At 48.0% G+C, this 21,332-nt stretch carries 18 protein-coding genes; 8 read left to right on the top strand and 10 right to left on the bottom strand.

Annotated features, from left to right (window positions below):
• Positions 1–110: 110 nt before the first annotated feature.
• Together ACY2RQ_RS00090 and ACY2RQ_RS00085 are read right to left on the bottom strand one after the other, a co-directional pair.
• Positions 111–536, bottom strand: coding sequence for a GtrA family protein (locus tag ACY2RQ_RS00090; protein WP_490110910.1), 426 nt, complete (start codon positions 534–536; stop codon positions 111–113).
• A gap of 56 nt (positions 537–592) precedes the next feature.
• Positions 593–1,867: an MFS transporter gene (locus ACY2RQ_RS00085; protein ID WP_490110909.1), complete on the bottom strand. Its 1,275-nt coding sequence runs from the start codon at positions 1,865–1,867 to the stop codon at positions 593–595.
• Positions 1,868–2,033: 166 nt separating this feature from the next.
• On the opposite strand from ACY2RQ_RS00085, the gene ACY2RQ_RS00080 reads away from it, so the two are divergent.
• Both ACY2RQ_RS00080 and ACY2RQ_RS00075 read left to right on the top strand, forming a co-directional pair.
• Positions 2,034–3,239 (top strand): aromatic ring-hydroxylating oxygenase subunit alpha, encoded by a 1,206-nt coding sequence (locus tag ACY2RQ_RS00080; RefSeq protein WP_490110908.1) that lies wholly within the window; start codon positions 2,034–2,036, stop codon positions 3,237–3,239.
• Between the two features lie 134 nt (positions 3,240–3,373).
• The gene (locus ACY2RQ_RS00075; RefSeq protein WP_490110907.1) at positions 3,374–4,717 is read left to right on the top strand and encodes a hypothetical protein; all 1,344 of its coding nucleotides are present in this window, start codon (positions 3,374–3,376) and stop codon (positions 4,715–4,717) included.
• A 72-nt stretch (positions 4,718–4,789) separates the two neighbouring features.
• On the opposite strand, the gene ACY2RQ_RS00070 is transcribed toward ACY2RQ_RS00075, so the two are convergent.
• Positions 4,790–5,914: an LLM class flavin-dependent oxidoreductase gene (locus tag ACY2RQ_RS00070; protein ID WP_490110906.1), complete on the bottom strand. Its 1,125-nt coding sequence runs from the start codon at positions 5,912–5,914 to the stop codon at positions 4,790–4,792.
• Between the two features lie 274 nt (positions 5,915–6,188).
• On the opposite strand from ACY2RQ_RS00070, the gene ACY2RQ_RS00065 reads away from it, so the two are divergent.
• Positions 6,189–8,180: a hypothetical protein gene (locus ACY2RQ_RS00065; protein ID WP_490110905.1), complete on the top strand. Its 1,992-nt coding sequence runs from the start codon at positions 6,189–6,191 to the stop codon at positions 8,178–8,180.
• A gap of 411 nt (positions 8,181–8,591) precedes the next feature.
• On the opposite strand, the gene ACY2RQ_RS00060 is transcribed toward ACY2RQ_RS00065, so the two are convergent.
• From ACY2RQ_RS00060 to ACY2RQ_RS00045, 4 genes are all read right to left on the bottom strand, one after another.
• Positions 8,592–8,849 (bottom strand): hypothetical protein, encoded by a 258-nt coding sequence (locus ACY2RQ_RS00060; protein WP_490110904.1) that lies wholly within the window; start codon positions 8,847–8,849, stop codon positions 8,592–8,594.
• A gap of 434 nt (positions 8,850–9,283) precedes the next feature.
• A complete protein-coding gene (locus ACY2RQ_RS00055) occupies positions 9,284–9,550 on the bottom strand; it encodes a hypothetical protein (protein WP_490110903.1) in 267 nt (88 codons plus the stop codon).
• A 111-nt stretch (positions 9,551–9,661) separates the two neighbouring features.
• On the bottom strand, positions 9,662–9,907 hold the full coding sequence (locus tag ACY2RQ_RS00050; RefSeq protein ID WP_490110902.1) for a hypothetical protein: 246 nt from the start codon (positions 9,905–9,907) through the stop codon (positions 9,662–9,664).
• Between the two features lie 278 nt (positions 9,908–10,185).
• The gene (locus ACY2RQ_RS00045) at positions 10,186–11,232 is read right to left on the bottom strand and encodes a TetR/AcrR family transcriptional regulator (protein WP_490110901.1); all 1,047 of its coding nucleotides are present in this window, start codon (positions 11,230–11,232) and stop codon (positions 10,186–10,188) included.
• Between the two features lie 268 nt (positions 11,233–11,500).
• On the opposite strand from ACY2RQ_RS00045, the gene ACY2RQ_RS00040 reads away from it, so the two are divergent.
• The 4 genes from ACY2RQ_RS00040 to ACY2RQ_RS00025 all read left to right on the top strand — a co-directional run bounded on the left by ACY2RQ_RS00040 (position 11,501) and on the right by ACY2RQ_RS00025 (position 14,443).
• Positions 11,501–11,935 carry a Zn-ribbon domain-containing OB-fold protein gene (locus tag ACY2RQ_RS00040; RefSeq protein WP_490110900.1) on the top strand — a complete coding sequence of 145 codons (435 nt, stop codon included), beginning with the start codon at positions 11,501–11,503 and terminating at the stop codon, positions 11,933–11,935.
• A gap of 3 nt (positions 11,936–11,938) precedes the next feature.
• Positions 11,939–13,087 carry an acetyl-CoA acetyltransferase gene (locus tag ACY2RQ_RS00035; protein ID WP_490110899.1) on the top strand — a complete coding sequence of 383 codons (1,149 nt, stop codon included), beginning with the start codon at positions 11,939–11,941 and terminating at the stop codon, positions 13,085–13,087.
• Positions 13,088–13,089: 2 nt separating this feature from the next.
• On the top strand, positions 13,090–13,590 hold the full coding sequence (locus ACY2RQ_RS00030; protein ID WP_490110898.1) for an acyl-CoA thioesterase: 501 nt from the start codon (positions 13,090–13,092) through the stop codon (positions 13,588–13,590).
• A gap of 403 nt (positions 13,591–13,993) precedes the next feature.
• Complete coding sequence (locus ACY2RQ_RS00025; protein ID WP_490110897.1) at positions 13,994–14,443, top strand: acyl-CoA thioesterase; 450 nt, start codon at positions 13,994–13,996, stop codon at positions 14,441–14,443.
• 387 nt (positions 14,444–14,830) lie between these two features.
• Here the strand turns inward: ACY2RQ_RS00025 and ACY2RQ_RS00020 are convergent, their stop codons facing one another.
• The 3 genes from ACY2RQ_RS00020 to ACY2RQ_RS00010 all read right to left on the bottom strand — a co-directional run bounded on the left by ACY2RQ_RS00020 (position 14,831) and on the right by ACY2RQ_RS00010 (position 20,739).
• A complete protein-coding gene (locus tag ACY2RQ_RS00020) occupies positions 14,831–17,614 on the bottom strand; it encodes a hypothetical protein (RefSeq protein ID WP_490110896.1) in 2,784 nt (927 codons plus the stop codon).
• A 610-nt stretch (positions 17,615–18,224) separates the two neighbouring features.
• The gene (locus tag ACY2RQ_RS00015; protein WP_490110895.1) at positions 18,225–20,081 is read right to left on the bottom strand and encodes an RING finger protein; all 1,857 of its coding nucleotides are present in this window, start codon (positions 20,079–20,081) and stop codon (positions 18,225–18,227) included.
• Between the two features lie 163 nt (positions 20,082–20,244).
• Complete coding sequence (locus tag ACY2RQ_RS00010) at positions 20,245–20,739, bottom strand: ISAs1 family transposase (RefSeq protein WP_490110894.1); 495 nt, start codon at positions 20,737–20,739, stop codon at positions 20,245–20,247.
• A 217-nt stretch (positions 20,740–20,956) separates the two neighbouring features.
• Here ACY2RQ_RS00010 and ACY2RQ_RS00005 point away from each other — a divergent pair.
• Positions 20,957–21,332 (top strand): IS1096 element passenger TnpR family protein (locus ACY2RQ_RS00005; RefSeq protein WP_490110893.1); only part of this gene is annotated, 376 nt, incomplete at its 3' end.

The following is a 21,332-nucleotide window of genomic DNA, read 5'->3' as shown; positions in this document are numbered from 1 at the left end:
TTTCTGGAAGGTTTTTGTTCGGGGGAAGCTGACAGCCTCCTTGTTATAGATACTGGCCGTGGTTTGAATAATACCAGTGGTGGGTTCTGGTTGTACGGCCATGGTCGTATTCAGGTCGGTGAGGTCTTGAAGATTAGCCGACTGGTCAGCAGATAATTACAAAACAGTCCCGCGAGAATACCAATAATCAGAGGGGCCACCGGCCACTGGCTAAGACTGGTAAAGGTTGTCAGAAACCAGAACATTCCAACGTTGGGGAAGAAACCAATAATGGATGCCAACATATATTGCCCCCACTGTTGCAGGGCGGGGGATTTTTTTTGGGTTCGCTGAAAGGTGAAGTGACGGTTGCAGAACCAGTTCCAGCTGGCTGCGCCCCAGAAGGCGGTAATGCGAGAAATAATCATGGATTCCAGCAGGCTGCTGAACATCAGAAACAAGGCGGTATCAACAAGAAATCCACTTCCGCCAACCAGACAGAATTTCAGGAAAGGGTGCCTGAGCAGAGAGTGTTGCCAATATATGAGTGTTTTCATGCTTGAAGCGTGGCATGGAGCCTGTGAAAAAATGTGGGTTCATCTGCCTGTGGTTATTAAACCCTGGCCATGTCCGGAGACTCTGTCAGCTTTGTCACCATAAGCAGACAGATGATACCGGACAGGATAAACAGACCCAGCATGGTTCCAAGCCATGCATGGTTGTGTATAGACATCAGCCAGACAAAAACCATTCCTGACGCCTGGCCAACAAGGATAAGAAAACCCTGGGAGATGGCTTCGGGCACGGGCCTGGTGACCTCTGCAATATATTGAAAGCCTATAGGACCGGCACCAAGCACAAAGAATCCGAACAGCAGACAGGAGAGCTGGGCGATCAGGGAGATGGTATCGATATGTGATGACAGGCCATTGGCAAATGCCAGGCCGGCAAGTCCGGGCAGCATGGCGGAGATACAGGTAATCAGCATTTTCCTGCGGGTCTGCAGGTAATCGGAAAAGAAGGGAAGAACAACAGCGCCAGCCATACCTGCCAGTAGCATAATCGTTCCCAGACTGTCGGAATCGGGTATGCCAAGGTGGGCGCTGATGGTATCAATCAACGCTCCTGCAGCATTAAAAATGCCTAGCCCGATAATAAAGAGAAACAGGCAGATCCTCATATTACGGTTTTTCAGAAGAGTGAGCATGTGGGAGGAAAGCGGGACGTGTTCCGGAAGACGTGATCTGTCGGCTGAGGGATGTTCCTGGATAAAAATTAACGCTATAACAGCAACAACAGCACAGGCCACACCGTAAGCCATCAAAACAGAATCAACACCCTGGCCGAATCCGGCATGGGATGGAATTGTATTGATAACAAGAGGGGTAATGGCCATGGCCAGAAGCAGGCCGATAAACTGGGCGAAAACCCCGAGCCCTGCTACAACGGCTCGTTCTGGTTCAGGAAACCACTGGTCCGTCAGGGTGGTAACAGCATTGATGGTCAGTGGCTGGGCAATTGCGAGACCAGTCTGGGCCAGCAGAACAAGATAGAAGTCTCTGGCATAACAGCCTTTCAGCAGGCCGAAAGCACCGGTCAGAACAGCGGCCAGCCCCAGGCTTTTTCTCAGGCCAAAACGGGCAATCATCCATGAAGCAGGAAGGGCTGCCACCAGGTAGACCAGCATGTAAACAGTCGCCAGATCATCAATGTCAAACCAGTGACTGGCAGAGATTTGTTCACCATAAAACGCGGTCGCGGCTCGCGCGACAGGGGCCAGCGCCAGCCACTGAACCTGAATAATGGCGGTCAGTGCCATAAAAGACACAAGCACAATCCAGCGATATCCCGGCCAGTGGTATTTTGGATATTTGGGGTGTGCTTTCATACAGTTTTGTGCAGCTTATTGAACTGAAGGCACAAATCTAGCCGAATTTTTCTGGCTTTTTAGAATATTTTATGGTGATTTTTATATTTATAAATGGAACAAATGTGTTCTATAATGAAATCCCACTACCTGATAACAACAATTCTAACTATAACGAGAACAAGTCATGGGTCTGTTTGAAGAGATTAAAGAAGCGGCAACGGGTAGCTCCGGCTCTGCTGTGGCTCTCCCTTTTGAAACATACATTGACCAGGATGTTTATGAGGAAGAGACCAAAAAAATCTTCCACTCGGACTGGGTCTTTATCTGCAATGAGTATGCTATCCCTAACCCGGGTGATCGTTTTGCCTTTAAGCTGGCTGATGAACCGGTCGTTATTCTGCGGGGCAAGGATGGTACGCTTCGGGCGATGTCTAACACCTGCAGTCATCGGGGTACTCTCCTGGCTGATGATGGTTTCAGTGAAGGCACCACCAACCTGGTATGTCCCTACCACTCCTGGAACTTTACCGAAGATGGCAAGCTGCGTGGCGCACCCATGACCGGTTCGGTCAAGCTGGATAAAAAGAAACTCTGCCTGCCCCAGTATCAGCTTGCCAACTGGCATGGCCTGTTGTTTGTGAACCTGGACCCCAATGCCCGCCCCTTTGAAGAGCGCATTGCCGGTCTGGACCGCTATATTGCCGAGCATCATCCTGAAGGCATTAACAGTGGTTATGAGTCAGAGTCTGACCATTGGGCATCCAACTGGAAGCTGGCCATGGAAAATGCCATGGAAAGCTACCATCTGTTCAAGGTACATAAGCCGACTCTGGAAACCATTACTCCCACCAAAGACGCTTATTACGTGCAGGGCGGGGCGGAATGGTCAGTGACCGGGGGAATAACTCACACACCAGATATGCCCTGGTATTACCGCATGTTTATGCCGAAAAACAGCGGTGGGACGGGTTATTACACCCTGATTTCCCTGCCACCTTCTTTTGTCGGCGTTATGTCTTCTGGTGGTATGTTTGGTTATATCGCCATCCTGCCGGAAGGCCCCAACAGAAGTTACGTGCGTGGCGGGGGGGTTGGTAAAGATGAGAAAGAACCGACCGGCGCAGTGAAGAAGTTTGTTGATGACTTCTTTGCTGAAGACAAGTTTATCTGTGAGCGGGCCCACTCCGGTATGTCTACCCGGCACCATAAAAGCGGACCGCTGGTGGAACTGGAGCGGATAGTGGTGGACTTCCACCAGTATTTCTCCAACCGTCTGTTTGGAACAGAGCCTGATAAGCCATACTCCGAGGAGAAAGGGCACAAGATTATGGGGCTGGATATTATCGAAACAGTGGATGTGACTGACGAGAAATCTACTGAGGTAGCCTGAGCTTCAATTCAGTCTGGGTAGTATCAAGGGGAGCACCTGCCGGGCTCCCCTTTTTTATGGGTGAGTATGGCGTTCTGCACCTTGAGTGAGCATCTATACTGCTCCGGCTTTTTTTTATGCATTGGAGCCGTTGTATGTATTATACCTTTTTGAGGCATGCGATTTCCCGTCTGGCTGTTATAAAACGCAGCTGCTTTTTTCTGTTGGTTTTCCTGTTTTCGGGTTTTTCAATGGCTGGTCTGCCGAAAGATCTTAAGCTTCCTGCGGTTACGCTTCTGGAGAAAGTCAGGGGAGAAGAAAGCTTTGTCGATGATACGATTATGTGTGGCGGGAAAACTGTGTCTTTGAATGAAACTATTCTCGCTGCCGCTTTATTCAAAGCAAAAGATGATGATAGTGCCGTGGTCAGAAAGCTTCACGGACTTGCAAATAACCATGGCATGGATTTGCAGAATATCAGGCTTGTGCAAACAGGTTTTGTATATGCACCACGTCCAAATCCCCATAAAGAGCTTATTGATAATTTATTTGCAGGAAGGTCTCGGATATCAAGGCGCACGGTTCGTTCCATAATGCCTGAAGAACCTATGGAGACCTCTTCTACTCCAACCGTGCCTGTGTTACGCCATGAGAAGGGGGCAAACCTCATCCGTGACCCAGAACAAAGACTTAAGATTTCCCTTGGGCCACTTGAAACGGAGCAGCATTTTGAGGAAGTAAAACGTCTGGGGCAACCTAATGATGAAGTGATCAAACACTGGAAATCTATTGCCCTGGACTTTGGTTTTTTTAACGTTCCAAATCTTACTGCCAAAGGGGAGGAGGATGCATTTTGGGAGGTTATTCAACGCCGGATCCTGAAAGAGGATGAAGGTAATCTGAATTATGAGGTTGAGCCTTCCTGGATATACCTGGGTGTGGCCATGAGAAAGTTTGACCAGCCCAAAGCCAGAGAAATATTTCAAAGTTACTGGGTCCGGCACCTCGCCAGCAAGGAAGTGGTACAAAACCCTCAGCGCTTTTTGGCCGCGCCGGAAATGAGGGATTTTTTTCCCGGTACAGGGGGGGCTGCCGCTACTATGGGGGTAGGGGTTTTGATGAATGCGGACGAAATCGTCGATTGGGTTGATACTCGGTGTAAAGAGATGCATTCGTTATTCAATAAGTATTCAGATAATGTCAGAAAATTTGGCAGAGTATTGCTGTTGATTGGTCCGGAATCTGATTTTGATTTCTATAGTCTTGGGGAGAACAACCTCTCTGGCCGGGATAATAAAAACAATGGAAAACCATGGATCAGAAATATTTTGCGTGCCTGGATAGCAAATGCAAACCCCCACATTAAAGAAAGTTATCCGGCGATGGTTGACCTGATTATGGCTATGGACACGATTGAGAAAAAAGACAGCGAAAATCCTGTTAAGGCCAGAATCACTCAGGCGATAGACAGTGCTGACTATCTGGATGAACGCGAATAAATAAACAGCCCCGGCTCTTTTGTAAGGCCGGGGCTGTTCAATCTGCCTCTGGAAAGAGGCAGATTTCTCAATTTACTTAAGCGCCTTGATAACTTCACCAAAGGCATCCAGCATGGCCAGTTCTTCTTCCTGGGGGAAGTAGCCAACGTGGTGCCAGCAGACGAACTCGTCAACGCCGTAGGTTTCCTTCAGGGTGCCGACCTGGTCGATTACCTGCTGGATGGAACCTTCCCAGAGTCGACCCATGGGAACCTTGTAGGGAGGCACGTTGTAGGCAGTGTTGAACAGGTTCTCGAAGGTGGCTTTGTGCTTCTTGGACTCGGCTTCGGTACGACCGATCACCAGGTGACCACCCAGGGCGAGTACGTCGCTGCGGGCAACCTTGCGGCCGACAGTCTCAGCTTCCTTCACATATTCATCGATGGTGATATCGATAAAGTCGTTCTTGCCAACGAAGGAGACCATCTTGCCGCCTTCACGGGCCCAGAAACGACAGGTGTCCATGGACCAGGAGAAGGGCGCGTAGATGGGCGGATGCGGGTCCTGGTAAGGCTTGGGCACAATACCCACACGCTGGATGATGTGGTTCTCGTCGGTGTCACCTTCACGGCTCCACAGTTTGGTGGGGGGGAAGTGCCACTCAATCGGATCTTTCGGGGGAATGTTCCAGAATTCGCCCTGGAAATTGATGGTGTCTTCAGTCCACAGCTTCTTGATAATGCGGTAGTTCTCTTCAAACAGGCGACGGTTGCGCTGGTCCACCTCAGACTTATCAGACTGGGAGGTGGAGATGTTCAGGTGCTGGGCCAGGGTATTCAGCCAGCGGGGCGTGTTACCACGCACGAAACCAACGTACAGACGACCCTTGGTCATATGGTCCAGCATGGCCAGGTCTTCGGCCAGGGTCACCGGGTTATGAGCCGGCAGACACATACCTACCTGACCAACTTTCAAGTGCTTGGTGTGGTTGGCAACATGCATGTTCCACAGGATCGGGTTGGTGGTGGTTTCAATACCTTCAACCTGCAGGTGGTGCTCAGTCATACAGAAGCCATAGTAGCCGTTGTCGTCGGCGAACTTCATCTGGGTCGTCAGGTTTTCCAGCAGATCCTGGTAACGCTGGGGGTCAGAGCCGGGATTTTTTACATCTTCGCCGATGCCGCGCATATACGGCTGAACAAGAACGTGGGCTTTCATGATTGATCTTCCGGTTTTTTGATAATTCTGCTTACGCAGTTCGGATGACTTTTTTTCTAATCTTTTTTTTCTAATGTTTCGCTGTTGCGGACGTTTCTTATAAGGTGAACGTTCGTTCGGAAGTGTACGTGAGCCAATTTGGAGAATCAATGGAACTGGAACGATGTATAAGAATTCTCATCCCCATTGGCCGCCTGATTTCTGAGGGAAGTTGACTATAGTGGGTGGATATTTTCTGTAGATGTGGAGTATCAGAGTAGTGAGTTGTATTGATATGTCTGTTCCGTTTCGTCGCTTCACCGCCAGAGTCCTCTTTTTGGGTTTGATGGTCAGCGTATGGATGGTTCAGGCATCTTTCGACACCAAACGCCCAGGCCAGACTGCACCGAAGCTTATGCCGCTTGAAGAGACTTTGAGGGAAGCTATAGACGGGCAGAAGCAGCACAGGGAAGAACAGCCCATACCTCATGATTATTTTCTGCGGAGCAAGCGAGCGACGACTTATGTGGAATATACAGGGAATGACTACCCTTTACTTATTCGGACCACGGAAGGTGGGGATATGCTCTTTCTCTCCCCGGAAAGCCTGAATCTTCCTCCAAATACCTCGCTTTTTTACCGGATTAACGGGCAGAAATATACGACATCGACTCTGCCGGACAGATTCTTTACCAGAAACAGTAATGGCATAAAAGGGTTGTTGTTTCGTCGGGCCAGAGCTTCTGACAATAATATATCCGTGCAGTTTTACTGGGTGCTTTTTCAGCCAGATACGAGTTCCTGGGAAAGTACCAGTACCAAAACGATTACTGGCAAAGTCTATTCTCCTTTTTCCCGGTTACCTCCTGTCGGAGGTGATGTCTGTGTCAGGGGCCTGGAACACGGTGCCTTGAATAAAACGGAAGTGCAGAACTGGAGCCATACACCGGGAGAGATTCAGCCCTTTCAGGACTATGTAGGCACTGAATACTACGATAATGCCCTCTACCTGAATGCGGACACCGGCACTGTTCCCTTAAATCATTACCTGGAAGAGTTTCCCAGAGGAAGGGTTATGGTGATTGTTGATGATACCTATGGTGCGGTGCCTATGAATAAAAGCCTGGTGATGAACCAGGGCAGCCGGGTGACTCTAGTCGGTTGGCGTCTTGGGGAGCAGACTGACCTGTCTGGCTCGGGCTCGCCGGGTAACGAGACGTTAGAACCACTCCCCCCTGGGAACTCCACCAATTACCCCCGGGCGCAGATTGTGGTTAATCCTGATTTGATGGATTCTACAGGGGCGATTCGATGTACAGATGGCAGTCACTGTGTGCTGGAAAACCTCCATTTTACCAGTCCTGAAGGCAGTGGTTCCGGCCCTGGGAACAGCAGCCCCGAGTCCTCACATGATCTTTTACTTCGGGCCAGGGACGCTTCCGGGCATGTACTGAACAGCCTTTTTGAATTGCCGGACGATGTTGTGCTGGCCAGAGGAGACAGGAATTCCATCCTTTTTAAAGAGAATGAGGTGGCTTCCGGTTATCAGCTGGTGATGCAGGATACCTGTGGCAGTTGTCGAATGTCTGGTCGTTGTAATGGTACTGATGTTTGTCTGGAGAACTCATCTGGTTGTTCTTTAAGGACAGAGCATGGGGGGAATAATGTGGTGCGCAGAATGTATTGCCGTGCCCCTGTTATGCCGAAACCGTCTCCAACGACAAAAGCGCCTCCAACGACAAAAGTGCCTTCTATGGTGCCAACACCCTCATTTGCTACAACCTCTGTACCTTCTTCAACGACAACGACACCTGTACCTTCAGAAGCAGAACATGTCTCTCCAACCAGGGTAACGCTTTCACAACTCGGTGCCGCAGGGGCTACAGCTGCTTCCTCTGCCGGAGGAGCGGCATCCGCATTCAGCCAGGCTATGTGTAATTCCTATGGGCTTTTCTGTCCTTTGCCATCCCCTACTGTTGTTGCCAAGGCAGTGCCTGTGGCAACGAATGCTGTTGCTCTGGGAGTGGCAGGTGGTTTGTTGGGCAGTGTTGTGTTGCTGGGGATTGAAGAATTTGTTCGTTATAAATGTGGATGCGGTCCAACCCTTTTTCATCTGCTTAAGAAGTGTCGTGACTGGTGTTGGAAATGTCCGCACCGGGGAGAGTTCTGTGGGTCAAGAATCAAATTTGCCCCCTCTGAACAGGAAAAAAATCTCGGTAAGAAGGGCCCGCAATGTAATGAAGTAATATTAATGTCTGTGAAGGTTCAACAACAAGAGTTAAAATAGCGACTGTATAGCTGAGAAACCTCCATGCAACAGAAAGTAGAAGGTTTCTCTTGATGCTACGGCTAAAAAATCAACTGATTTTGAGATTCACTACTGATAAAATTACCATTCAGAATCTTCGTTAAGTTTTCCACAGGATCCGCAATAATGCATTTGCTTTAAATCACATGGATCACTACTAGCACACAAAAACCCCAATGAGTATGCAATATTTTTTATCAAATCTGCACAGCATACCCGGCCATTACACTTAGGGAAATTATCATCTGAAAATGAATTTGCACTCATTATTTGCAGAAAGATAACCAACCCAATACCTGTTAATAATTTCATTTTAAACAATTAATAATCAGGGTGTCTCTCGACACTATGGCTAAAAAATCAGGCTAAAAAAACAACTGGTTTTGAGCTTCACTCCTGATGAAATTCCCATTCAAAGTTTTCGTTTGTGTAGCTTTTACCGCAAAGTTTGCAATAACGGATTTGCTTTAAATTACATGCATCACCAGTAGCACACAAAGTCCCAAATGAGTATAAAATATCCTCTAGCATCTCTGCACATTCTGTCCGGTAATTACACTTAGGAAAATTTGGATCATCATTTGCAAATGCATTTGCACCCATTATTTGCAGAAAGATAACCAACCCAATGCCTTTTAATAACTTCATCTTAAACTCATTTTAAACAATTAATAATAAGGGTGTCTCTCGACACTACGACTAAAAAATCAACTGATTTTGAGCTTCACTACTGATAAAATTCCCATTCAAAGTTTTCGTTTGTGTAGCTTTTACCACAAAGTTTGCAATAACGGATTTGCTTTGAAAGACATGCATCACTAATAGCACACAAAGTCCCCAATGAGTTTATAAGACTCCTTAGCACACCGTCACAGTCTGTCCGGTTGTCACATATAGGAAAATTTGGATCTACATCTGTATCTGCATCTGCAAATGAATTTGCACTCATTATTTGCAGAAAGATAACCAACCCAATACCTGTTAATAATTTCATTTTAAAACTCATTTTAAACAATTAATAATCAGGGTGTCTCTCGACACTACGACTAAAAAATCAACTGATTTTGAGCTTCACTACTGCACTACTGATAAAGTTCCCATTCAAAATATTCGTTAAGGTGGCTTTTGCCACAGTACCCGCAATAACGGATTTGCTTTAAAAGACATGCATCACCAGTAGCACACAAAAAACCAAATGAGTATAAAAGACTCTCTAGCACATCTCCACAGCGTTCCCGGTAATTACACTTAGGAAAATTTGGATCTGCATTTGCATCTGCATCTGCAAATGAATTTGCACCCATTATTTGCAGAAAGATAACCAACCCAATACCTGTTAATAACTTCATCTTAAAACTCATTTTAATTAAAAAATAGTAATAAGGGTGTCTCTCGACACTATGACTAAAAAATCAGGCTAAAAAATCAACTGATTTTTAGCTTCACTCCTGATGAAATTCTCATTCAAAGTTTTCGTTTGTGTAGCTTTTACCACAAAGTTTGCAATAACGGAATTGCTTTAAAAGACATGCATCACCAGTAGCACACAAAAAACCCAATGAGTATGCAATATGTTTTAGCAAATCATTACAGTTTTCCTGGTCATTACACTTAGGAAAATTTGGATCTGCATCTGTATCTGCAAATGCATTTGCACCCATTATTTGCAGAAAGATAACCAACCCAATACCTGTTAATAACTTCATCTTAAAACTCATTTTAAACAATTAATAATCAGGGTGTCTCGACCATACGACTAAAAAATCTTAAAACTAAAAAATCTTAAATATGTGGTGACATACACAAAAATATACTATAGAGGTTGTATATATAGTACATCACTCAGCATGTAACAAATGCATCCAGACTGATGCATCCGGCACGCCTGATGCGAGCAGGATACCTGGTTGGACTGATAAACAACCCCTGCCTTATGACGGGGATTGTGTTCAAGGTTGGTGACTTTAGCGAAATAAGAGCTTTCTTACGTTAAACCCGGCAGGATAAACGAAACCAGCCGCTCTTTAATCTGCAACTCGGTATAACCATCCAGTGTCCACTGCCGCAGAGCCCAGACATTACAGAAGAAGTAGATCATATTGGCGGAAAGATAAGTGTCCTGCTCCCGGAACACCTCTTCTTCAATACCCTGACGAATAATCTGCTCCCACAGCTCCATAAACTCCCGCTCCAGGTTGAAAATCCGGTTGCGGTTCTCGGAGTTGAGGGAGCGGGTCTCTCGATACACCAGGTTGATATATTTCCGGTTTTTGGAAACATAGCGCACATAAGCGTCGATGGCGCAGGTCATCTTTGTCTGGGCGTCATCGGAGGTTTTCAGGCTGTGCTGGAAGTTATTAAAAATCTCCTCCATGCACACCTGGGTAATCATAAACAGTATGTCTTCCTTGGTTTCGATGTACTTGTACATCGTCGGAATAGTGATGTTGGCGGCCTTGGCAATTTCCCGCATGGAGGCCGCTCCAAAACCCTTGCGGGCAATCACTTCACAGGCACCCACAAATATCTGCTGGCGACGGCGGTCGGCAACTGTTTCGGTCTGGCTTTCGGCAAAGGGAGTTAATTCGACCGGAGACAGAAGTTTGGATTGTTCGGATGATGTGACTGGCGCTTCCGGCTGGTCAATATCAATAAAGTCGGCATTAAAGTCCGCCACCAGCTTCTCGGGGGTCTGCCGTTCATTATCGCCCAGGCGATAGAGGCAGGTGCGCCAGGAGCTGGTTTCGTTATCCCGGTAAAGAATTTCGGCCACAGCCATAAAGCGGCTGCCTTTGCCGTTACTGAAAAAACGGCTGCTGCTGCCACACATCAGCGCGGTTTTGTTCTTGCCGGCGAGTTTGTCGGCCCCGAACTGGGCACAGGCATCGGCGATAGCGGTCATTATCCAGCGGGCCGGATCAATGGTGCCGACAGTGGTTTCAGCGGACAGGTTGCTCCAGGCGATAAAGCGTCCGTCGTCCTCACGTTCGAAGCGAATACCCAAAAGTTTTGTCAGATCATCCGTGCTCATATACAGAGAAGCTCGTCCCGGTAAAAGGTCAAAACAGCAAAGACAAGGGCCGAACTGTAACAGAAACCCTGAAAAGTGGCTGGCTGTTCAGGCCAGTCAACGGTCTTTAGCGGTATCCCGTCGGGATGCCTGAGGGGTATCGGTTGACGGGGGTATAAAAGTTTATTCTAATTCGCCCGAACGTTCACTCGCTAAAAACATATCTGTTAATAAGAATCCATGCGACCGGCGGACCTCTGTCCGGAATGTGTGGGGGAGACCTGACATCATGAGTGAGAAGCTTGCCGGCGAAGGTTTTCAGTCCGGACCTGAAGCCAAATTTATGGAATTGCTGCGCGAAGGCCGCTTTATGATCCAGCGGGCCCGCAAATCCGGTAATTATATTTTTTACCCTCGGACCATGGAGCCGGAAACCGGCGACACCGATCTGGAATGGGTGGAAGCCAGCGGTGAAGGCACTGTTTACGCCACAACAACTGTTCGTCGGCCAGAAAAGCGTGGCGGCAACTACAACCTGGCCCTGGTGGAGCTGGCGGAAGGCCCCCGCATGATGAGCCGCGTGGAAGGCTGTGACCCCCTGACCGTAAAGATCGGCATGAAGGTGAAAGCCAAAGTGGAAGTGCCTGCCTTTGGTAAATACAAAGACAGTGAACAGCCCATTGTCATTTTCTACCCCGCCACTCAAGAACAGCCCGGAGAATAAATTATGACTCATTCTATTCGTGGCGAAACCGCGGTTGCCGGTGTTGGCTGTTTCGGTCTGGGCAAAACTCCGGGCATGAACCCCATGGAGCTTATGTCCGGCGCGGTAAAGGTTGCCCTGGACGACGCTGGCCTGCAGCTGAGTGATATCGACGGTATCTGTGCCGGTACTTTTTATCACTTCTTCCCGTCTCTCTCTGTTGCTGAGTATCTGGGTATCAAGCCCAAGTGGTCCAGCTCCGATATGGTGGGCGGTTCTTCCTTTATGTCCCACATCCAGCAGGCGGCTATGGCCATTAACAGCGGTATCTGTAATACCGTGCTGGTGGCTTACGGTAGTAACGCCCGTAGCAGCCGAGATCTGAACGGTCTGGTGGAGACTCCGTTCTTTGAAGAGCCTTACGAATACCTGGTCCCCATGGGCGGCTATGCCATGGCCGCCGGTCGTCATATGCACCAGTACGGCACTACCAGACGTCAGCTGGCCGAAGTTGCTGTGTCTGCCCGTAAGTGGGCTCAGTTGAACCCGGAAGCTACCATGCAGGACGACCTCACCATTGAGGAAGTGCTGGAAGCGCCGGTGATTGTTGACCCCCTGAGCATGTATGACTGCTGTCTGATGAGTGATGGTGCCGGTGCACTGATTCTGACCAGCGCAGCCCGTGCCCGTGATCTGAAGCAGAAGCCGGTTTATCTGCTGGGTGCTGCCGGTGCTCACTGGCACCGTGAAATCAGTCAGATGCCTGACCTGACAGTAACTGCAGCTTCTGAAAGTAGTGCCCGTGCCTACGAGATGGCTGGTATCAAGGCCAGCGATATCGACGTGGTTCAGCTGTACGATGCCTTTACCATCAACACTGTTCTGTTTATGGAAGACCTGGGCTTCTGTGAAAAGGGCGAGGGTGGTGACTTTGTTTCCGGTGGTCGTATCGCCCCCGGCGGTGAACTGCCTGTAAATACTAACGGTGGTGGTCTTTCCTGCGTACACCCCGGCATGTACGGCACCTTCTGTATGATTGAAGCTGTACGTCAGCTTCGTGGTGGCCTGGGTGCTCGTCAGATTGACGGTGCCAACCTGGCGATTGCCCATGGTAACGGCGGTACCCTGTCTCACCAGTTCACCACTGTATTCGGAACTGAGGATACTCTGTAATTATGGGCGAGCCTGCAGTTAAGGCGGAAGTAGCCAATATGGACCCGGCGGCTGTTGATAAAAACAGCCATGTCCGGGAAAGTAGCCATGAGCGGCAAGATTATCGATTCATCGTCACCCGGCCTACGCGCTGGGATGACAATGACCATTACGGTCATATGAATAATGCCGTTTATTATTTCTACTTCGATAGCACCCTGGGTGACTTCCTGGCGAAGCTGACCGAGGGTACCTTTATGAACCAGCCGGTGGTAGCCTATATGGCCCATTCCCAGTGTAATTACCGGTCCTCTGTCAGCTATCCTGACAGTGTTGATTTGGCCCTGAAAATCAATAAAATTGGCCGCACCAGCGTGCAGTATGGCCTCGCCATGTTTCGGGAAGGGGAGAGCCAGGCTGCGGCCCATGGTACCTTTACCCATGTTTACGTAGAGCGGGCCAGTGGCCAGCCAGTCCCGGTACCGGACGATATTCGTGAAAAGATGCAGGACTATATTGTCTGAGCATGTTTACCTAAGCATGGGTTCTCGAATAGCCGAATAAAAATACTGCCGCTCTTCAAATGATTAGGGGCTGTTCACAATTAGTTATACGACTCAGTGTCCCTAAAAGCAGTCAGCCGTTAGAAGGGCTTGTGAAAATCGTAGTTATTCTACATTGAACAAGCCCGACGCAGCGGATAGCTGCTTTTAGGGACACCCGAAGGGCCTTTCCGAGGGCTTCCATGGCTGCGTTACAGCGACTTGAAAGACAACCAGTATTCCTTCGTCGCTGCGCCTTGCCCTGAAAGTCCTCGGAAAGGCTGAGCGCGATAACTAATTGTGAACAGCCCCTAAAGAACGGCGGTATTTTTTTGCCTGTGAACAATACCAAGAAGTAAAACAAAAATAATAAGGGAAGCCGATTATGAGTGAGTCCGGAATTGATCATAAAGAAGCCACTCTGCGGGAGAATTACCGTTACTATGTCTCCCGCAATACCCGTTGGGATGACAATGACCATTACGGCCATCTGAATAACTCCGTTTACTACGCCTATTTTGACTGCACCGTCGGCGACTTTCTGCGGGAGAACTGCAAACTGGATGTGCAGCAGGACAGGGTTGTCGCTTACGTTGTGCATTCCCAGTGCAACTATCTCAAGTCTCTGGCCTATCCCGATGATATTGAGATTGCCCTGCGGGTTAACCGCATTGGTCGCAGCAGTGTGGAGTATGGAGTGGCCATGTTTAAACAGGGCGAGACTGAGGCTGCGGCCTGTGCCACCTTTACCTATGTTTATGTGGATCGGGAAAAAGATAGTTCAGCACCGGTACCCCTGAATGTGCGAGCGGCGCTGGAACTGTTTTTAAAATAATTGGGCATGCTGAGCCATTGCTGGGTGCTGACTGGGTGCTGAATAGTTACAATCGTGTTTCATGGCGGCCATGATTTTTCTCAACCGTTTCATAGCTGTCACCCGACCAGTTTTGCACCCTCATCATGTTGAAATGGCTTTGACATGCATCGTGTAACTTGCCCTGATTTCCCTTAACCGACAGCAGGTAATCGGCTTCTTTTTCAACAATTTTTTGGGTAATAGCTCTTTTTGGGCAATAGCTCTCTGGCAGCCCATAGCATCAATGGTTATCAGGTATCCTTTGATTTCGGCTTTTCGGGGAGAAATACGGCCATCCCTGGCTGATAATGCATGACTGATACAAGAAAGATACTTGCTATTGTTGAAAGAGTGTTCCCAGGTTAATTATTTCTTTTTCTTCACTCCTCCCCTTTTCTGACCTTTCTTGCCTTTTTTGGGCTGTTCGCTTTCTTCAGATTCAACCAGTCTTTCTTCGGGTTCATAGGATGTTTGAGAGGAGGCTTCCTCAGCAGCAGTGCCACTTAAATCAGCAGTGTCATTAGCAGTGCTACTAGCAGTGCCACTTAAATCAGCAGTGCCACTAGCAGTGCCACTTAAATCAGCAGTGTCACTTAAATCAGCATCAATTTCGGCTGATTTTTCCTTGGTTTTTTGTCTCAGCCCCCTTCTGGGTCTTTTAGACACTTCGCTTTCTTCTTTCTGTCCATCATCTACTTTTTCTGACTTTTCAGCCTTTGCTTTTTTGTCGTCTTTTCGGGGGGGGGCATCCGCTGCATGTGCGTCCGTGCTTTTAGCTTCTTTCTTACGCAGGAAACTGAGGTCTGGTGTTAATGCATGCAGTGCGTTTCTGGCGAAATCTTTCGCATGTTCAACTACACCACCAGCTTCTGGTAAATTGAGTTCTCTACCATGCTCCTTCATTTCCTTAATATTTTCCCGCACTATCGCCTGTTCCAGAGCTTCTTTTTGAGGAGTCAGTACATCTTTTACAAGCTGAAGGTAGACCAGTTTTCTAAGTTCCTTGTTTGGAGCAAGAGCTTCCTTAACACCTTTGTGGGCCTCATCAAGAGCTTGTTGTGCTGGCCCAGCTTTTTCCCTGTGAGTCTCAAGATCTTTTTCAACTTTGCTGATGTTTTTCTCAAATTGATGAATCCTGTCCAGTCTCTTGGAAAGATCAACAAGAATCTTGCCTTTGGCCTCTTCAATTTTCCCCCTGAGGGCTTTTTGCTGTTTACCTTTGGTCTGCTCATTTGCAAGCTGTTTATGGAGTTCAAGAAGTTCTTCGTATTTTTTCTGCTGTGTTTTTTTGGCTTTTCCGAGTTTCTCCGCCTGTTCTTCCTGGGCTTTTATCAATCCTTCCCTTGCATTACTCATTTTTCTCTCAAGAGCAGCACCGCTTACGTCAAGCGCAACTTTATCTTTCCTGGCCTGGACGAGAGCTTCCTTTGCCGCCTCGTATTTGTTACGGGCTTCTTCCGGCAACTCTTTGACTTTTCTCTTTTGTGTTTCAAGTGCGTTATCAAGATCTTCACCATTAAGAAGGGCTTTCTTGTGGTTGTGCAGAAGTAGAAGTTCGTCATAGCCTGCATCTGGCAGGGCTTTCACAAACTCCTGGGCAGCTTCTCTGCGCTCCCTTAACTCTTTTGAGCGAGCCTGCATCAATTTTTTCACAAACCAGCTGTAGGCTTGCCCTTTCGCAAGGGTGAAACCAATTTTTTCCATTCCACGGTATTGTTTCCATGGAAGGTATTTTTCGAGCTTCAGAAGATCTGAAGTTTTGATGTCACTGTAACGGGCACGGGTCACCATGGTGAACAGTGGCAATTCAACCCGCTGGCTGAAGGTGTCATCAATGAACATATGACCATTGTCACCAAGATTAATGGATGTATGGTACATTGACTGCTTGGGAATTCCCGGCAGGCCAAGGTTGATGCTGTCATCTGCCTCAATGCCTTCGGGTTCAGCCGCTGTATGCATTTGTTCTTCAAATGAGAAGCCGTAATCGCTGGCTTCAGGCTCATTGGCAGCCCACTTCACAATTTCGGGAAGTTTTTCCAGAATTCTGTCTGAAATCGGTGTAATCAGGGACTTGTCATAGCCGAGAGCCCTGTTGATGTAATTAACGACAGTGTACTGATCTTCGTTATAAACCCCCTGCAGGATGTTCCTGTTAACCGCGTCGGTCCACCACAGACGGTCATTACTGGAACCGAAACTGGCCGGGAAGCGTACAAGGGGGCCGGGACGGTTGTTGAAGTAGGGGCGGACAAACAGGGTCAGTTTGCCCCCTTTGCGGTGATCGCCCATAACCGTTGGGTAGAAGCGAATCATCGTCAGGTTGTTGTCTCTGGCTGTCACATCCAGCGCAGACAAAGCTTCTTCAAAACGCCCCACCGCCATGTCTGAGGTGTAGGGAGGTGCTTCGTGATTAATTCTCATGTCCAGGTAAGCGTCGGAGGGGCGACCCGGATCATCCGCAGAGCTTGAGCTGACAAAAGTCAGCGGGAAGTTCTCGTTCAGCTCGGGTGTTTCATAGGCAATACCGGCATACCCGATAGAGTTCAGTACATACTCTCTCAGGGATTCAGGTACTGTCTTGTACAGCATGGGCGTGTAAGCAAGAACCCGCTTGAATAACCACAGCATGTTTTTCGCGGATTTTGAGCTGAGGTTGGGAGACTGGATCAGGTCTATATTGGACGCGAACAGGCGCCAGAGCAGCTCAGAATGGCTGTCTGTGGTGGCGAAGTCCCCAAGACCTTCTGACAGGCGCCAGATAAGGTCGGCAAGTTTCTCGTCATCAAGGCTGCTGAGCTGGATATTCAGCCCGCCCCAGGTGGATACCGTATGCAGAGCGAGGATGGCGGCAACGGGGGTAATCTCTCCGGAAACGACTTCCCATACCCGGTCTGCGGCACTGTATGGGCTTGAAGCCAGGTTCGCCATTTTGTAACCAGGCAGCCAGGAAGCGTACTGCTGATGCTTTTTGGCGGCATCCTTCAAGGCAGGAACCGAGGCAAAACCACTTTTGCCTGCGAGGGCCCCCCCCAATACCTGTAATTGTTCTGAGACATCGGCAGATGCCATAACCTGAGCGGACATGGCAATACTGGCGGACAGTAGCAGTCGACCTGATTCTTTTTTCGAACATTGTATACCTGGCATGACTTTTCCTCTGCAACACCCCTGGCAGAATGGGCGCAAAAAACGCTCACCATAAAGACTAAGTGGGTATATCTAGCAGGGGATTGCGGTCTTGCAAGCTGGCCTCAGGTAAAATCTAAAAAGTTTCAGCGTACCAATACTAATCGCTATAAGTGATCTTTCCGGCGGAAGTTTTGATTATTAAAACGTAATCAGGACGGGATAAGGAATAAATTTATATAGTCGTATATTGCAGATGGATCATCTATTTATATTTTTATGTTTGTAATTTACTCTTTTTGGCACGATCGTTCTTTTAGTGGCGGAGCCAAAGCTCTGCCCTGAATCTTAAGTCTCAGCAGCCCCCGCAGAGTCAGGACAGTTGGGAGGAGAGTAATGTTTTTCCAAGCATACGCAAATCATCAAGGTGACCTTCGATAACAGCTTTCATAATATTCATATCCAGCCGCTGGTACTCATGCATAGCAATACCATATATGTTCCTTTATCGTTACGAAGATCGCGTTCAATCGCAGCCAGTATCTCGCGACGTTCAAGATTCAGGTTTTGATACTGTGACAGGGCGCGGCTGCCATAAAGCAAAATGCCCTGCAGCCGCGAGACCTTAACTCTAGCTTTGATAACCGGGATGCTCACCTAGCCATTGCCGGGTTCTCTGGACATGAGCTTGATCAACAGGCAGTCCCATTACCATCTCTGGTGCTAAATATTCCCGTGTCAGAGGATTTTCATTTTTTATATGAACAGCTTGCAGCAAATCTGCTTTCTCAAAATACCGGATAACTGGCAGTTTTTCCGGGTCTGTTTGAATATTGAGGGCGACTGGGTTCTCAATCAAATCCAGAGTGAGAGGACAGACAAGGTCATCCGGCGGTATATCAGAGTTATGGGACATAACCTTTTTAATCTGGGTTAACCGTTGCCGGTCTTGAGGCGTTTCAAAAGATAATTCATCCAAGTATTGGTATATCAGTTTTACAGCCCCTTGGTTGCAGAGTAAATGATTAAGAATGCTTGTGACTCCATCACCTATCTCACACCAGTCATATGCCTGTCTTCTTAATGCGCTGGTTATCCTCTCGGCTTTTTGAGGATGCTGTCTTAGAAGGTACCCAAGATCAGAAACGATTCCGGCATGGTAGCTGATGCTATAAAGGGATGTGCCCGGATCCTGGGCATTAGCGATCTCCGGCATAAATCGGAGAGCGTGATCCATCTGATGAACCATAAGAGCCTGTTTAAGGTGTCCCTTTTGCAGGCCTGGCAGAGAGTTAACTATCTCCCCTATAAGATAAAGTGCTCGGCCACGGGGCGTTCTGCTTATGTCCGGCAGGAGAGAACATTGAATTCTGATGCCCAGGGCAGTGGCAAGCCTGAGCAGGGTTTGATCTGGTGTACTGCCCCTTAATAGAAAAGGGGCAAAATCACTGGGTTGAAGACAGCACTTTGCGCTATCTTCTGGCAAGAGATCCTTGAAATATCCGTGAACGGCAGCAGGTATAGGAGAACCAACATTGCAGACAACCATTTTCCGAACCTGTGGCAGGGTGAGCTGATCTTTGGATGCCAGTTCCAGAAAAGCTAAAATCGCGGACAGACTTTTATTCACTCCTGATAAAGTGCTTTCCAGGCAGAGCTGCATTTCTTCCGAATGAGTTTTCCTGAGAGCAAACCACAACTCGGCCAGATGAACTCGCCCAGATGTTTGCAGTGTTTTTAACAAAGGCGCCCAATGGCTATTTGACCCGTACTTTGGATAATCAACATTTGGAAGAAAACGCCTTGCATGGCCTAACTGCCCCATAGCCAGCAAAGCTCCGGTCAGGTTTTCAGTGGTTAGCAGGTTATGCTGTTGTGCAAGCTCATAAACTCTATGACGAATAAATCCTAGAGAAGGTAATGTATCTTCCAGTTGATGCATTACTGAGATGGGTATCCTGGTGTTTAATCCAAGCGTTTTCCAGTTTGACGCCACTGGCTTCAGATACTGGATAAGAGTGTCCCTGTCTTTTTCATCCAGGGGCTGGTCGAGGTCAAGCTTTTTCCACTTAACCCACTTTTCAATCTGTTCAGCCAGACTCCATTTTTGAAGTGTCACTCGCTTCAGGGCCGCAATAGTTTTGGCGGGGGTAAAATTGGCAGGATTGGCATGCACAAGCTTGTTCAGAGCCGCTAAATTTTTATCTCCACCATGGAGTGAAAGAAGGGTTTGGGGAGGCAGGCCCATTAGTATTCCCAGTTCAAGCGCATCTTCAGTATTGAGATGAATTTTACTTTCGACATCTTCCGGCGACAGCTGTTGAACAACCTCAGCTTTTCTGCCATGAATAGGTACAGCGGAAGCGCCAGAGACCCCCGAAAAGAATGAAAGAGATGCTCCGCAAATGGCTGATGGGTTCTGATTTCGACTTATCTGTTGTGTGCACTGGGCAGTGAAGTGTGTTTTTGAGAGGGAACTTGTATCCATGATTTTTCTCAGCTCAACATAACATCACTGATTTGACCCTATTGTTGGCAACAAGTTCTTCCAACAAACATATTGAATTATCAAAATACTGTTTTTGTTAGGTGCTCTTACCATAGAGCAATTTATCAAACGAGTTGCTCCCTACAACAGGGCAAAAACATGATCATAAATTGATCAGCCCAAACACTTTCATCATGTAGTCTTCACTCCAGCCACAGGTTTTCCGTTTATTCTTGATACCTGCTTTTACTGAAGTATCCAGCTTCAGGATATTAAGCGTCACCTGTCGAGCAACGGCCAGGTTTTCAGCGGCATAACCGTCTCTTGCCCGGCAACGGTCTTCGTCGAAAGCAACATCCAGCACCCAGTGCAGCTGATTCTCAATCAACCAGTGTTTTCGGGTGGCCTTCAGAACCTCTTCGGCAGAGAGTTGACGACTTGAGATAAAGTAACGCATTAATGTCTGCCCTTTGCCTTTCTTGCAACTATCCAGCCATTCGACCATTGCCCGCTTGCGACGTACCTGTTCACCAGCTTTGCGAAGCGTGCGGGTTTTATAATGCCAGATCTCTTCGATGGTGCTGCGCAGGTAGGTGGATTTCACCTCTATAACCAGTAACTGATTATCCTTGACCTGCCGGATATGATCACCTTCCACGACAAGAGGCTCGGCTATCAGGTGTTTGCTTTGGCAAGTTGTTTTCCTTAATAAATGTGTGGCACTAAAACATCTGATTGATGTGGCTGATGGTGTAAAATCCGCGTTTTCCTTTAATAATACCTGCCTTAATCTCCAGAGTGACCGATGTTCGGAGCCGTTGTGAAAGGAGCTGAAGCAGTTCGGTTTCACTCCATGGGGGATTCAGCTTCTCGTTATGAGTCATGCTATCGCTATAGATGCACTGTTTGGTAGCGATGACCCTGACGAAAGTTCTGATGAGTATCCGTTTGCGGCTTTGGTGCAAAGGCATTGCCCAGGTGTGCAACGGTGGTTGACTGTTAAGGACGAAGAGGTAGCTTCCGCTTATATTCTCAAGGTCAGTCTGGGTAAGGGGTGTTGGCGGAGGCTATCTGTTTCATCCGGCCATAACCTGGATGAAATTGCCGAGGCAATTCTCGAGGCTTTCCGGTTTGATAATGACCATCTGTATCACTTCGAGTTCTTCGACTGCTATGGTGCTGTGCATTATATCGGACATGAGGCCACCAGCGACGTTGATGGTTACACAGGTCAGACCAGCCTGACAGATA

The organism is Parendozoicomonas sp. 209JJ7-1, from assembly GCF_058147085.1.
This window is presented reverse-complemented; position numbering and strand designations above follow the sequence as displayed.